Origin of the sequence: Parasphingorhabdus sp. DH2-15 (genome assembly GCF_051668705.1) — a bacterium.
In the GTDB taxonomy this organism is placed as follows: Bacteria; Pseudomonadota; Alphaproteobacteria; order Sphingomonadales; family Sphingomonadaceae; genus Alterisphingorhabdus.
Window position 1 is genome coordinate 2,237,318 of record NZ_CP196351.1, and the last position, 13,360, is coordinate 2,250,677.

Annotated in this window: 12 protein-coding genes and 1 tRNA gene; 11 read left to right on the top strand and 2 right to left on the bottom strand. The window is 52.0% G+C overall.

The window, feature by feature from the left end; translation table 11 throughout:
- Positions 1-118 precede the first annotated feature (118 nt).
- Complete coding sequence (gene miaB / locus ACR9YC_RS10485) at positions 119-1,417, top strand: tRNA (N6-isopentenyl adenosine(37)-C2)-methylthiotransferase MiaB (RefSeq protein ID WP_438731762.1); 1,299 nt, start codon at positions 119-121, stop codon at positions 1,415-1,417.
- Positions 1,418-1,476: 59 nt separating this feature from the next.
- A complete protein-coding gene (locus ACR9YC_RS10490) occupies positions 1,477-2,466 on the top strand; it encodes a PhoH family protein (RefSeq protein WP_438731765.1) in 990 nt (329 codons plus the stop codon).
- A gap of 13 nt (positions 2,467-2,479) precedes the next feature.
- Here the strand turns inward: ACR9YC_RS10490 and ACR9YC_RS10495 are convergent, their stop codons facing one another.
- Positions 2,480-3,580: a PQQ-dependent sugar dehydrogenase gene (locus ACR9YC_RS10495; RefSeq protein ID WP_438727323.1), complete on the bottom strand. Its 1,101-nt coding sequence runs from the start codon at positions 3,578-3,580 to the stop codon at positions 2,480-2,482.
- Positions 3,581-3,780: 200 nt separating this feature from the next.
- On the opposite strand from ACR9YC_RS10495, the gene ybeY reads away from it, so the two are divergent.
- The 3 genes from ybeY to ACR9YC_RS10510 all read left to right on the top strand — a co-directional run bounded on the left by ybeY (position 3,781) and on the right by ACR9YC_RS10510 (position 6,533).
- The gene (gene ybeY / locus ACR9YC_RS10500; protein WP_438727326.1) at positions 3,781-4,314 is read left to right on the top strand and encodes an rRNA maturation RNase YbeY; all 534 of its coding nucleotides are present in this window, start codon (positions 3,781-3,783) and stop codon (positions 4,312-4,314) included.
- Positions 4,315-4,327: 13 nt separating this feature from the next.
- Positions 4,328-5,239: a hemolysin family protein gene (locus tag ACR9YC_RS10505; RefSeq protein ID WP_438731768.1), complete on the top strand. Its 912-nt coding sequence runs from the start codon at positions 4,328-4,330 to the stop codon at positions 5,237-5,239.
- Between the two features lie 112 nt (positions 5,240-5,351).
- Positions 5,352-6,533: a glycosyltransferase family 4 protein gene (locus ACR9YC_RS10510; protein WP_438727329.1), complete on the top strand. Its 1,182-nt coding sequence runs from the start codon at positions 5,352-5,354 to the stop codon at positions 6,531-6,533.
- Between the two features lie 10 nt (positions 6,534-6,543).
- Here the strand turns inward: ACR9YC_RS10510 and ACR9YC_RS10515 are convergent, their stop codons facing one another.
- Positions 6,544-6,978: a hypothetical protein gene (locus ACR9YC_RS10515; RefSeq protein WP_438727331.1), complete on the bottom strand. Its 435-nt coding sequence runs from the start codon at positions 6,976-6,978 to the stop codon at positions 6,544-6,546.
- Positions 6,979-7,156: 178 nt separating this feature from the next.
- On the opposite strand from ACR9YC_RS10515, the gene ACR9YC_RS10520 reads away from it, so the two are divergent.
- The 6 genes from ACR9YC_RS10520 (at position 7,157) to ACR9YC_RS10545 (ending at position 13,185) form a co-directional block, all read left to right on the top strand.
- A complete protein-coding gene (locus ACR9YC_RS10520; protein WP_438731770.1) occupies positions 7,157-8,425 on the top strand; it encodes a replication-associated recombination protein A in 1,269 nt (422 codons plus the stop codon).
- Entirely contained in the window at positions 8,409-9,800 is a 1,392-nt protein-coding gene (locus tag ACR9YC_RS10525) for a serine hydrolase domain-containing protein (RefSeq protein ID WP_438727333.1), read from the top strand. The genes ACR9YC_RS10520 and ACR9YC_RS10525 overlap by 17 nt, the downstream gene beginning before the upstream one ends.
- Positions 9,790-10,782 carry an NADPH:quinone oxidoreductase family protein gene (locus tag ACR9YC_RS10530; protein ID WP_438727335.1) on the top strand — a complete coding sequence of 331 codons (993 nt, stop codon included), beginning with the start codon at positions 9,790-9,792 and terminating at the stop codon, positions 10,780-10,782. Before ACR9YC_RS10525 ends, ACR9YC_RS10530 begins: the two co-directional genes overlap by 11 nt.
- Before the next feature lie 114 nt (positions 10,783-10,896).
- Positions 10,897-12,114, top strand: a complete 1,218-nt coding sequence (locus ACR9YC_RS10535) for a mechanosensitive ion channel (protein WP_438727338.1) — start codon at positions 10,897-10,899, stop codon at positions 12,112-12,114.
- Between the two features lie 100 nt (positions 12,115-12,214).
- Positions 12,215-13,087 carry a hypothetical protein gene (locus tag ACR9YC_RS10540; protein WP_438727341.1) on the top strand — a complete coding sequence of 291 codons (873 nt, stop codon included), beginning with the start codon at positions 12,215-12,217 and terminating at the stop codon, positions 13,085-13,087.
- A 22-nt stretch (positions 13,088-13,109) separates the two neighbouring features.
- Positions 13,110-13,185 (top strand) — tRNA-Thr (locus tag ACR9YC_RS10545).
- The last annotated feature ends 175 nt before the right edge of the window (positions 13,186-13,360 follow it).

Genomic DNA, 13,360 nt, shown 5'->3' on the forward strand with positions numbered 1-13,360 from the left:
TGCTATGACTAGAGATTCCAACACACCGCATGACAATACTCCCGCACCTAAACAGGCCAGCAGCGAGGCAAAATCAAAGGCTGAGCAAAGCTATTATGTGAAGTCCTTTGGCTGCCAGATGAACGTCTATGATGGCGAGCGCATGGCAGAGATGATGCAGGAACAAGGCATGCATGCCGCCGCATCGCGGGAAGAGGCCGATCTGGTCATTCTCAACACATGCCATATCCGCGAAAAGGCGGCAGAAAAGGTCTATTCCGACATTGGCCGCTTGCGTCGCAAGGACGGGTCTACGCCAACAATTGCCGTGGCTGGCTGTGTTGCTCAGGCAGAAGGTGCCGAGATTGCTCGCCGCGCGCCAAGTGTCGATATTGTGGTCGGCCCGCAAGCCTATCATCGGCTGCCATCATTGCTGGAAGAAGCAAAGACCAAAACCAAGGCAACCGATTGCGCCATTGATACCGATATGCCGGCAAATTCAAAATTTGATATTTTGCCAGACCGTCCGCGCCAGCCGCGGCCAACCGCATTCCTTACTGTTCAGGAAGGCTGTGACAAATTCTGTACCTATTGTGTGGTGCCTTATACGCGCGGCGCAGAAATTTCCCGCAGCTGGTCAGCCATTGTTGATGAGGCAAAAGCCTTGGTCGATGGCGGCGTAAAAGAGATCACTTTGCTGGGCCAGAATGTCAACGCATGGACTGGTGAAGATGATAAGGGTGTGATGCAAGGGCTGGACGGCCTGATCCGCGCACTTGATAGGATTAACGGGCTAGAGCGCATCCGCTATACCACAAGCCATGCCAATGATATGACGCAAGGGTTGATTGACGCTCATGGTGAGGTCGCCAAGCTGATGCCCTATCTGCATCTGCCTGTACAGTCGGGCAGCAACCCTATCCTGCAAGCCATGAATCGCAATCATAGCGTCGAAAGCTATTTGGCAATTTTGGAAAAAGTACGCGCGGCACGCCCTGATATTGCTTTGTCGGGTGATTTCATTGTCGGTTTCCCGGGTGAGAGCGATGCCGATTTTGAGGCGACACTGGATGTTGTCCGTGCAGCCAATTATTCACAGGCGTTCAGTTTTAAATATAGCCCGCGCCCCGGCACACCAGCGGCGACCATGAAAGAACAGATTGCGCCTGAGATTATGGACGAGCGTTTGCAGCGTTTACAAGCATTGTTGAATGAGCAGCAGTTCGCCTTTAACCGCGGGCTTAATGGCATAGACACCAACATATTGTTAGAGCGCAAAGGTAAGAAACCCGGTCAGTTTGTTGGCAAGACGCCCTGGCTGACATCGGTGCATGTTATCGCACAAAATGTTGGTATCGGCGATATGATCGATGTGCATATTGAAAGCGCTGGCCCCAATAGTCTGCAAGGCCGCGTGATCGAGAGGAAGGCCGCTTAATGGCGAAAAAACAGTCCCGTCAAGACGGTGGGCGCGAACCACATCCGGCCGATATGGCCATGGATCAGGAACGAGCACCGGTCAGTACCAGCCATTATGAAGATATTGCGTTCGATGACACCAATTTGCTGGGCGCTCTTTTTGGACAATTTGACCAGAATCTGGTGGCCATAGAAAACCGGCTGGGCGTCTATATTTCGGCGCGCGGCAACCAGTTGCGCATTGAAGGTGATTCTGAAATGGCGGGCCGTGCACGCGATGTGCTGTCTGGTCTTTATGACCGCCTTGCCAAAGGACAAGAGATTGATGCTGGCGCCGTAGAGGCTTTGATTTCCATGTCCAGTGAGCCAACTCTGGACGGTATTATCCGCAAGGATATCAGCAAAGCGCCCAATGTCATGATCCGCACGCGCAAGAAAACAATCGTGCCGCGCTCTGCCAATCAGCTGCCCTATATGCAGGCACTCGCGCGTGATGATATTATCTTTGCGTTAGGTCCAGCAGGAACAGGCAAAACCTATCTGGCCGTTGCACAGGCCGTTTCGCAACTGATCAGCGGATCGGTGGACCGGCTGATATTATCACGTCCAGCGGTGGAAGCAGGCGAGCGCCTTGGCTTTCTGCCTGGCGACATGAAGGAGAAGGTCGATCCTTATCTGCGCCCGCTTTATGATGCGCTATATGATACTTTGCCAGCCGAGCAGGTTGAACGGCGGATCGCAAGTGGCGAGATTGAAATCGCTCCCCTCGCCTTTATGCGCGGACGTACTTTGGCCGACGCATTTGTGATTTTGGATGAAGCGCAAAACACAACGCAGGCGCAGATCAAAATGTTTTTGACCCGCTTTGGCATGAACAGCCGGATGGTCATTTGCGGCGACCCTAAACAGGTCGACCTGCCCGGCAATCAAATGTCGGGGCTGGCAGACGCTGTGGACAGGCTTGACGGTATTGAAGGCGTCAGCGCCATCCGTTTCAATTCCGGGGACGTGGTTCGCCATCCGATTGTTGGTAAGATTGTCGATGCCTATGAAGGCCCCGGCGCTTAAAATATCGCAGCACTTATTCGCGAATAAGTCTTCTCAGCTTGCCGTTTTCACCGTCGGTCAGAAGATAAATATCCCCCTCAGGCGAGACCATGACATCGCGAATGCGGCTTTGCACCTGTCGCAGCAGCACTTCCTGCAAAACAACCTCGCCATTGCGCACACGCATACGCCGCAATTGCGTTCCCGATAATGCACCAGCGAACAAATCACCATCCCAATCGGGATATTTGTTCCCGCGATACACGGCCAATCCCGATGGCGCTATTGATGGCACCCATATTGCATAGGGGTCAGTAATGCCCTTTGCGCTCTGTTTGCGGCTGATAATCGTGCCGTCTGCATTCAAACCAAAGGTTGTGACCGGCCAGCCGTAATTTTTTCCAGCCTCTATCAGATTAAGCTCATCCCCGCCCATCGGGCCATGTTCTGTGCTCCATATGACACCCGATTGCGGGTCTATGGCCAAGCCTTCAATATTGCGATGACCCATACTGAACAGCCCTGCCACGGACTTTTCAAAATATTGTGACGAAGCTGGTTTACCCGCAGCATCCAATTGTATGATTTTGCCCAGCGTCGATGATAGATTTTGCGCCTGCACAGCCTCTGCCGCGCCATCACCCATGGACATTAACAGGGTTTTGTCTGGCAAAAACAATAAGCGGCTGGCCGAATGGCGGGTTGAGTTACGCCGCTCAGTCCCGGTATAAATTACGGCGCCATCCACCAATGCATCACCTTGCAAGGTGGCAGTAAAAAGCGCGTTGCGATTGGATGCCCTGCCCCCTTGAACAAAGCTGATATAGACACGTCTGTCCGCCGCAAAATCGGGCGATAATGCGATATCCAGCAACCCAGACTCACCATATTTAAAGGCTTCAGGAGCGCCGGTAATGCTGGTCAATCTGCCATCATGATAGCGCATGACGCCGCCATATTTCTCGGTAATCAAAATGCCTTCATCATCTGGCAAATAGGCCATGCCCCAGGGGTGATCCAACCCTTGCGCCAGATTGACCACCGTCACCTCTTCCTCTGACTGTTCTGAGGAACCAGTTTTTGCGCCAGTTGGTGTAACGCTTGCCTGTGTCGCGGGCGCTGCTTTCGCCTCCATTGGCTTTTCCGTCTGGTCGACAGATTGACCGCACCCGCATATCAGCAGAAACAGGCAGGCTGCACATATTAGGCGTAATGGGATAAGCAATTAAACTCCCTCGTTGCTTTCCAGATGATGGACCGCAATATAGACTTGCAAATATTATCATCAGAACCAGCAAAATGCCGAATAGTATTTGGCGTGTTTAGGCCGAACATATGCTCGAAATATTGTGCGAAAATACGCCGCAATGGAATGCACAGACCGATTGGCAGCATTTGGCCAATGATGCCGCCATGGCAGCCATAGCGTTTAGCGACTTATCAGCGCTTTCTGCTGGAATAGCGGCATATAGCATCAGTGTGCAACTCTCTGATAATGATGAAGTGCACAGCCTTAACCGAGAATATCGCGGCAAAGACAAGCCCACCAATGTGCTGTCTTTTCCCATGATGGACGCAGATGAATTGGCGCGGCTGGCACTAAGTGACAGCGCCGATAATGGCCCGGAAACCATGTTGGGCGATATTATATTGGCTTATGAAACCTGTGCAAAGGAAGCCGAAGAAAAGTCTATATCACTGAAAAACCATGTTTTGCACCTTGTCGTCCATGGTGTTTTGCATTTGCTGGGTTATGACCATCAGGATGATGCCATGGCCAGTGAAATGGAGGCCTTGGAAATAAAAGCGCTTGCATCTATAGGCGTGGACAATCCATATTCGGATGATAGCAAAACCAGCGGAGGTTAACAAAACACCCGAAATGCCTGACGGGGACAGTATTGGCGATCGTCACGCCGTAGAAGATGACGATAGTGCGGGCCGATTATGGACGCGCGTCAAAAGATTGTTTTCCAGAGCTGATCGCAACCAGTCTCTGCGCGAGCAGCTGGAAGAAGCCATAGACGAGCATGAAGTTTCGGACGATAGTTCGGCGTCATCTTCTGATGGGGATTTATCACCTGTTGAGCGGGATATGCTGCGCAATTTGCTGCATTTTAGTGAGCATGATGTTGATGATGTTGCTGTCCCGCGCAGTGAAGTCATTGCCGTGCCCGATAGTGCCAGCTTTCGTGAGGTGGTAGATCTGTTTGTCGAGCATGGCCATAGCCGCCTGCCCGTCTATTCGGAGACGCTCGATAACATTGTCGGAATGGTCCACATAAAGGACTTTTTTAACATATTGGCGAAGGGCAGCGATGCGCCGGAAAACTGGGAATATCTGGTGCGCCAACCGCTTTTTGTGCCGCAATCCATGGGTGTTCTGGATATGCTGGCCGATATGCGGACCAACCGCACCCATTTGGCCATTGTCGTCGATGAATTTTCCGGCACAGATGGCATCGTCACCATTGAGGATTTGGTTGAAGAAATTGTCGGCGATATTGAAGATGAGCATGATGACGAGCCGACCGAAATGTTCACACCAGCGCCCGATGGCGCATGGGTTGTTGATGCCAGAGCCGAGCTGGATGATGTAGCAGAGCGTATTGACCCCTTATTGGCCGACCGAGAAGAAGATATTGATACATTAGGCGGCCTTGCATTTTTACTGGCCGGAGAAGTGCCCGATAAAGGCGCACGTTTTGAGCATCAAAGCGGCTGGTTGTTAGAGGTGGAAGACAGTGATGACCGCAGGATAAACCGCATAAAGCTCCACCCCCCGAAACCCTAATATTGGCCCTGACAAGCCATTTTTACCAGCGCTATCGACGCAGCTGCGCTGCCAATAGCGCTTTGTCTATTGGTTTTGGACAAATCAAGAAAGCTATGCAAATAGACCCGCTATGGATGTAAAAGATCTTCGTATTGCTCTGTTCAGCGGCAATTATAATTATGTGCGTGATGGCGCCAACCAAGCGCTAAACCGCTTGGTCGGCTATTTGCTGAAGCAAGGTGCCGCGGTGCGAATCTATTCACCGACGGTGGATGAACCAGCATTTGAAGCAACAGGTGATCTGGTCAGTGTACCAAGTTTTGCGATACCCAATAGGCCCGAATATCGCGCCCCAATTATGCTGAGCCCGTCAGTAAAGCGTGATCTGAAAGATTTCGCGCCGAATATCGTGCATATTTCCAGTCCCGATATTGTCGGCCATAGCGCGACTCGTTGGGCTAGAAAACATGACATCCCAATGCTTGCATCGGTTCATACCCGTTTTGAAACCTATCCGCGCTATTATAATATGGCATGGCTAGAACCTGTATTAGAGGCTGCTTTGCGCCGTTTTTACCGTCGCTGTGATGCGATTGTCGCGCCCTCTGATTCCATGGCCCAATTGCTGCGTGAACAGCGGATGAGCTATGATGTTGGTATATGGTCGCGCGGCGTGGACCGCGATATTTTCCATCCGGACAAGCGCGATATGGCTTGGCGTCAATCGCATGGCATTGCCGATGACGATCAGGTTATTGGCTTTGTCGGCCGATTGGTTATGGAAAAAGGACTTGATGTTTTTTCCGACACGATTGACCGGCTAGTGCGCCGTAAAGTGCCGCATAAAGTGCTGATTGTTGGTGAAGGACCGGCGCGGCAATGGTTTGAATCGCGTCTGCCAAATGCCGTTTTTGCGGGTTTTCAGGGTGGACAGGATCTTGGCCGCGCTGTCGCTTGTATGGATGTGCTGTTTAATCCGTCTGTGACAGAAACATTTGGCAATGTCACATTGGAAGCGATGGCATGTGGCCTGCCGGTTGTTGCGGCCAAAGCAACGGGAAGCCTCAGCCTCGTTCTTGATGGACAATCAGGGCGGTTGGTGCGCCCGGGGGCAGCATCAGACTATGCGGATGCGTTGCAGCTTTACTGCGAAAACCCAAAATTGGCACTGGAGCATGGGGCAGTTGGAGCCAAACGCGCAGAGCGTTTTAGCTGGGACCGTATTAATGGCGGACTAGCAGAGACATATTTGCGTCTGATCCGCCAACGGCAATTGGGCATGACCCATTTGCCGCCAAAGGCTTTGCGCTAAAACCTTTTTATCAGCGAAGCACGCCCGCGCGGCGCATGCGGTTGCAATAGATGAACAGAACAATCACTGAGAGCCAGATAATTGCAGTGAAGGCTTTTGCAGCCGGCGTATTGATGCTGGCTGGCATATCAGCGATGACAAATTGATAAAATGTGGAACCCAAAAGGCCGAAGATAGAAATGCCAAAGCTCCAAACGGCAAAACGGCTGCGCAGCAAAATCAATAATGAACCAGCCATTGCCCCCCACACACCCATAGCCCAAAACGCCACAGACCATGCCGGAAAGCTGTCAAAATAATCGCGCTGTTCGGCGGTAAATTGGCTCATATAGGACTCAACTTGAAAATGCGTCATTGAGTAATCAAGAGCGCCGCCACTATTCCACAAAATCGCCAAAATGCCTACGACCCAAATATGCCATGGTGTTTTCAAAGTCTGATTCATTTCTGTCCCCTATATGTTGTCGCATCCCCTGCATGGCAGTCTTTATACAAAAATACGCAGCGTCAAGGGCTGGGTTGCAGGGTGCATCAAAACAGGCCAGTAATAGCTTATGGCCAGTAACCACAATCTGTTTCCGGAAGACAAGCTGTCCGTCAATGACGCAGCCGATGCCAACGCCATGTCTGCCGCGCCGCTTGCTGATCAATTGCGCCCACAGAATCTGGGAGAAATTGTCGGACAAGACCATCTGACAGGTGCAGAGGGGGCCATTGGCCGCATGGTGGCCGCAGGCAAATTGTCATCGATTATATTTTGGGGGCCGCCGGGCACTGGCAAAACCAGCATCGCCCGCTTGCTTGCGGATGCGGTAGGCCTGCGCTTCCAATCGCTATCGGCTGTTTTTTCTGGTGTTGCCGATCTAAAAAAAGCCTTTGCAGAGGCTGATAAAATGGCATCTGCAGGCAAGAATAGCTTGCTGTTCGTAGATGAGATACACCGATTTAACCGCGCGCAGCAGGATGGCTTTCTTCCCTTTGTTGAACGCGGCACCGTCGTGCTGGTCGGGGCGACAACTGAGAATCCCAGTTTTGCACTCAACTCTGCCTTGCTGAGCCGCACACAAGTGCTGATCCTCAACAGGCTAGACCATAGCGCATTGGAGGCATTATTAACCAAGGCAGAAGCGCTTATGGATAGCGCCTTGCCGGTTACGCAAGAGGCGCGCAATGCGCTTATCGCTTCGGCTGATGGTGATGGCCGCTTTCTGCTCAATCAGGCAGAAACATTATTCTCTGTCCAGCTTGATACACCGCTAGACCCGCCCGCTCTGGCGCAATTTCTCCATCGCCGCATGGCGGTTTATGATAAACCGGGTGACGGGCATTATAATCTTATCTCTGCGCTGCATAAGGCTTTGCGCGGCTCCGATGTTCAAGCCGCCTTATACTATCTGGCGCGAATGCTGGTTGCTGGTGAAGAGCCGCTTTATGTTCTGCGCCGCATGGTGCGTTTTGCCAGCGAAGATATTGGTCTTGCCGACCCACAGGCTTTGCAGCAATGCTTGGCCGCCAAACAGGCCTTTGAGTTTCTGGGTAGCCCTGAAGGCGAGTTGGCTATCGCTCAAGCCTGTATCTATCTGGCCACTGCACCGAAATCCAACGCCGCCTATGCAGCGCAAAAGGCCGCTTGGAAATCAGCCAAAGAAACCGGGTCACTGGTTCCGCCAGCCAATATATTGAATGCACCTACCAAATTGATGAAAGATATTGGCTATGGCAAAGGCTATCAGTACGATCATGAAAGTGACGACGGGTTTTCCGGAGACAATTATTGGCCCGAAGGAATGGACCCCATTACATTATATCAGCCTGTCGAACGTGGTTTTGAGCGAGAAATTGCCAAACGACTGGCCTATTGGGAAAGATTGAAGAATGAGAAAAACAGCTAAAGCCGCAATATTCACTCTGTTGCTGGCAAGCACTGCCAGTGCGTATGATAACCACACCCATTCGCGCACCGATTTGGCTTATGCTGCAGGTTATAAGGCACAATTTATCTGTTCAGGTCTGTTCAATGGCGGCAAATCTCTGGACGATATTGAAAAGGATGAACTGACCGGCATTTATGACCAGATTGCGGATATTGTACCGGATTTGGAAGCGCAGATTGATTATGGCAAGCGTGAAGTGCGGGTGCGCTTTGCAGAGGATGCTCCGCCACGCATCGCATTGTGGAATGATCGCACAGGCTGCACCGCCATGCCAATTGGTTTCGGCGGGGTAAAAGGCTTCCCGGAACCACAGGCCCGGGTCTTCCCGACAAAGTCATGGCCCATGGGCGATATTGGCGCAGTGGCCGCCAGCACAGATCAAAACACGGCGATGCAAGCTGTTGCAGCAAGTGCGTTTCGTGAGGGTGATAACCCCGCTGGCACCAATGCTTATGGCGGTAAGACCAGCGCCATATTGGTCTTGAAGGGTGAGAAGATTATTGTGGAGAGCTACAAGCCTGGCCATGATAAACACACTGCCCAGCGCACATGGTCGATTGCAAAGTCCCTTGCTGGCACCTTTGCGGGCAATCAGGTTTTGCAAGGGCTGGCAGCACCGGAAGACCCGTTGGCTCTTGAACAATTCCAATCCTTTGGTGATCCCAGAGCGGGCATCACCCTGGACAATGCCATGCGCATGGCCAGCGGTCTGGTATCCGACACGGCGGGCAACCGTACTGACCCTATCTATATGGGCGGGGCATCTGTGAAGCAGCGTACAACAAGCTGGCCCATCCTGTTCCAGCCGGGAACACGCTTTCGCTACGCCAATAATGATACTTTACTGGCCGTGCAGCATTTGATGGCCAATGATGTGAATTTTGACCCTAGGGATCTTTTGGACCGGTTGGGCATGCGCCACACTTATGTAGAAACAGATTGGCAGGGCACGCCCATACTTTCCAGTCAGGTCTGGACAACATCGCGCGACTTGGCGCGGTTGGGGCTGTTATATCTCAATGACGGCATGTGGCCTTATGGCGAAGATGGTCCGCAGCGTTTATTGCCAGAGGATTGGCTGGAATATGTCAGCGCGCCAAGCGGACCGCAACCCGATGGAGACGTCGGCTATGGTGCGACATTCTGGCTGATGAACAATGTCGAAGGCGTGCCAGCGGACACTATTGGTGCCTTTGGTAATCGCGGGCAATATCTCATCATCATACCGTCAATGGATATCGTCATTGTCAGGCGCGGCTATGACACGCGGACCGACCGGTTTAATTTGACCGCCTTCACTCGCGATCTGGTCGCCATAGCGAATGATGGATAAATATCGCGCAGCAACCTGTACGGCGCTGACCGGGCCGGACAACATGTGCATTGAAAGCAGAACAGTTAAACCTCTGCGCAAAGGGCAGATAGGCATCAAAGTGCATGCAGCGGGCCTGAACTTTCCTGATGTGCTGATGACCTATGGCAAATATCAGTTCCGCCCTGAACCGCCCTTTGTGCCGGGCTTAGAAATTGCTGGCGAGATCGTCGCCCTTGGTGATGATGTTACCGGCTTCTTCTTAGGTCAAAAGGTTATGGCGGGCAGCAAAGGCGGCGGTTTTGCAGAATATGCCGTTGCAGAAGCCGCGGCAGTGCGGCCATTGCCAGATAGCCTCAGCTTTGCGGAAGGCGCATGTTGGCAGACCGGCGCTATAACCGCTTGGCATGCTCTGCACGACAAAGCGGAGCTAGCAGCAGGCGAGACTATTCTGATATTGGGGGCGAGTGGCGGCGTTGGCATGGCGGCCGTGATGCTGGCCAAATATAAAGGCGCGCGCGTCATTGCTGTTGCATCAACAGCGCAAAAGCGCGACGCCGTGGTCGCCGCTGGCGCCGATCATGTTTTGGACCCTGCAGACACTGATCTGGCACGGCAGGTTAAAGCGCTTACCGATGGAAAGGGTGTAGATGCGGTTTTTGACCCTGTTGGCGGGGAATTGGCGCGCACTGCAACACGGGCCATCGCATGGGGCGGAAATTACCTTATCGTCGGTTTTGCCAGCGGAGAGATACCCAGTTTTCCAGCCAATCACGCGCTGATTAAGGGCTATAGCCTGATCGGTCTGCGCGCAGGGGAAAGTGGGCGACGCGATCCCGAACTTGCACAATCCCACCGGGAAGCATTGGCCGATCTTGCATCAAAGGGTGTGATGCGGCCGCATATCTCGCATCGTTTTGCGCTGGACGACACCGAAGACGCGCTCAAAATATTGGAAAATCGTCAAGCGATTGGCCGTGTGGTTATCGAAATGACGGCTTAATCGCCATGACATTACAACTTTTACAAAGTGTTACGCAAAATAACTTTGGCGCACTGTCTTAGCCGCATGCAATGTGTTAAGCCAGTGGCATCATTGTAAATGGGGAAAGCAAATATGGACGATTTCAATATCCTAGGCTACGCGCCTGACATGGAATTGCTAGTGGACGGAGGAAAGAAACTTCTCTTCGCCATTGGCATTTATATCATCACAAAAATTATCGCTTCAATCGTCAAATGGGCATTTGCCAAGATGGTTGATCGCATTTCATTGTTGCAGGTTGACACTGGCTCAGGACAAAGCGTTGGCGTGTCGCTGGGTACTATTGTCGGATTGATTGTCTGGCTTTTTGGTTGGGTAGCTATTCTTACAGTGTTGGGCTTGGAAAGCGTAACCGAACCACTTCAGGAATTGCTCGACACAGTCATGGGCTTTATTCCTAATATTGTTGGTGCTGGTGTGATCTTCTTCATCGGCTTGATCGTGGCGAAAATCGTCCGCGAACTGGTGGTGACCTTCATGCAGACCTTTAACCTCGATAAATGGGCCAATAAAGCAGGTGCCGAAGAAGTTACTGGCAATTCTGCGATCAGCTCAACCATCGGAACAGTTGTCTATGTGCTGATCATCGTACCTGTTGCGATTGCGGCATTGCAGACATTGCAAATCTCATCAATTAGCGGCCCTGCCGTGACATTGCTGGAAACCATTTTGAGCTCTATCCCGCTCATCATTGGTGCTGCTCTGGTATTGGGCATTGCTTACTTTATCGCACGCTGGGTTGCTGATCTTCTGGAAGAAATTCTGCCAGGTCTGGGTGTTGATAAATCAGTTGGCGCATTGGGCGTATTGCCAGCCGGAACGACTGTATCTGCTCTGGTTTCACGCGTTGTCATGGTTGCCATCATGCTGTTCGCAGCTATCGCAGCGACCCGCTTGCTCAACTTCCCTGAGCTGACAGCCATTTTGGACAATGTGCTGGAACTGGGTGGACGTGTTGTCTTTGGCGGTGTTGTGATCGCAGTTGGCTTCTTCATCGCCAATATGCTGGCAAACCTAATGGGTGGACAAAACCCAATGGCAGCCACCATCGTGCGCTATGCAGCCCTGATCCTGTTCGCCTTTATGGGCCTTCAGTTCATGGGTGTTGGCGAAGAGATTGTACAAACCGCCTTCACGGCTCTGGTTGTCGCTCTTGGTGTTGCAGGTTCTCTAGCCTTTGGTTTGGGTGGACGTGACGCAGCAGCGAAGCAATTGGAAAAGATGCAAGGCGATGCACCGGTCAAAAAACCGGCTCCTCGCAAAACAGCTGCCAAGAAAGCTGCTGACTAATCATCTGATCCAGCAATAGGCTGAACGTGAAAAGGCGGGCTGGAAACAGTCCGCCTTTTTCTTTGCCTTACTCTTAGGCTTCTTCATGCTATCACATGGCATGCGCAGATTTTCCAACTTTGCATGTATAGACTGGTCAGGGGCGGTCAGTGAACGGCCCAAAGGATTGGCGGTGGCAAACTGTGCGGCTGACGGGCCACCAGCGCTGATTTCACCACAACCACACTGGTCACGCAGCGACATTGGCAAATGGCTGTCACAGCTGGCAGCGGCAAAAACAGATATATTGGTCGGCATGGACCTTAGCTTCGGCTTTCCGTTTCTTGACCAAGGTTGCTATTTCCCTGAATGGTCTGAAACTCCCAATAATGCACCGCAGCTATGGCAGTTGATCGATAGCATATGCAGTGATGATCCCTATCTTGCTGCGTCATCCTTCCTTCAGCACGAACAAGGTCGCCGTCACTTTCGCCACGCAAAAGGCGATATCGGAGACCTCTTTGCAGCTGGTATCGGGCGGCTACGTGTTGTTGAGCATCTTCAACGGCAGAGCAAACAGGCCAATAGCTGGAGTTGTTTTAATCTGGTGGGCGCAGGTCAGGTTGGCAAAAGCTCATTGACTGGTATGCGCCTGCTAAACAGGCTGAGAGGGCAGATTCCTATTTGGCCATTTGACCCTGTGCCCGATAGCGGCCCGGTATTGGTAGAAATCTATACCAGCATCGCAGCGCGGGCAGCAGCCATCCCGGCAAACCGCAGCAAAGTGCGTGACCGTACATCCTTAATCGCGGCCTTGGAAAAGCTAGGATCACCCCCTCCAGCGCCGTTATCGCATTATGACGATCATAGCACTGATGTTTTGATGACAGCAGCATGGCTGCGTAACGCCGCAGAAAACCAAGATTTTTGGCAACCTGATGCTATGGATGAGAAAATAGCTGCAACCGAGGGCTGGACCTTTGGAATAAGATAGCTATAGAGACCTCGTGATTCAGGCCGAATTAGCTCAGCTGGTAGAGCAACCGCCTTGTAAGCGGTAGGTCATCCGTTCGAGTCGGATATTCGGCACCACTTCTTGTTCACAGCAATTTCACTACATAGGCCCTTACGGCCTTGGCGCTTCTGATCACTTATTTGCGCCTATAAACTCTCTTTGTTCACACCCGATATTTGGGCTGTGTTCCAGCCCGATATCACATCTGAAAACATTCAGATAAGCAGCGACTATATCGTCAATAAGCTAGGG

Excerpts from the sequence above, each read along its gene's own strand:
- ACR9YC_RS10515 (WP_438727331.1), bottom strand. The coding sequence starts at position 6,978 with ATGAATCAGACTTTGAAAACACCATGGCATATTTGGGTCGTAGGCATT.
- ACR9YC_RS10540 (WP_438727341.1), top strand. The coding sequence starts at position 12,215 with ATGCGCAGATTTTCCAACTTTGCATGTATAGACTGGTCAGGGGCGGTC.
- ACR9YC_RS10490 (WP_438731765.1), top strand. The coding sequence starts at position 1,477 with ATGGATCAGGAACGAGCACCGGTCAGTACCAGCCATTATGAAGATATT.
- miaB (WP_438731762.1), top strand. The coding sequence starts at position 119 with ATGAACGTCTATGATGGCGAGCGCATGGCAGAGATGATGCAGGAACAA.
- ACR9YC_RS10495 (WP_438727323.1), bottom strand. The coding sequence starts at position 3,580 with ATGGAGGCGAAAGCAGCGCCCGCGACACAGGCAAGCGTTACACCAACT.
- ACR9YC_RS10510 (WP_438727329.1), top strand. The coding sequence starts at position 5,352 with ATGGATGTAAAAGATCTTCGTATTGCTCTGTTCAGCGGCAATTATAAT.
- ACR9YC_RS10505 (WP_438731768.1), top strand. The coding sequence starts at position 4,328 with ATGCCTGACGGGGACAGTATTGGCGATCGTCACGCCGTAGAAGATGAC.
- ACR9YC_RS10520 (WP_438731770.1), top strand. The coding sequence starts at position 7,157 with ATGTCTGCCGCGCCGCTTGCTGATCAATTGCGCCCACAGAATCTGGGA.
- ACR9YC_RS10530 (WP_438727335.1), top strand. The coding sequence starts at position 9,790 with ATGATGGATAAATATCGCGCAGCAACCTGTACGGCGCTGACCGGGCCG.
- ybeY (WP_438727326.1), top strand. The coding sequence starts at position 3,781 with ATGCTCGAAATATTGTGCGAAAATACGCCGCAATGGAATGCACAGACC.
- ACR9YC_RS10535 (WP_438727338.1), top strand. The coding sequence starts at position 10,897 with ATGGACGATTTCAATATCCTAGGCTACGCGCCTGACATGGAATTGCTA.
- ACR9YC_RS10525 (WP_438727333.1), top strand. The coding sequence starts at position 8,409 with ATGAGAAAAACAGCTAAAGCCGCAATATTCACTCTGTTGCTGGCAAGC.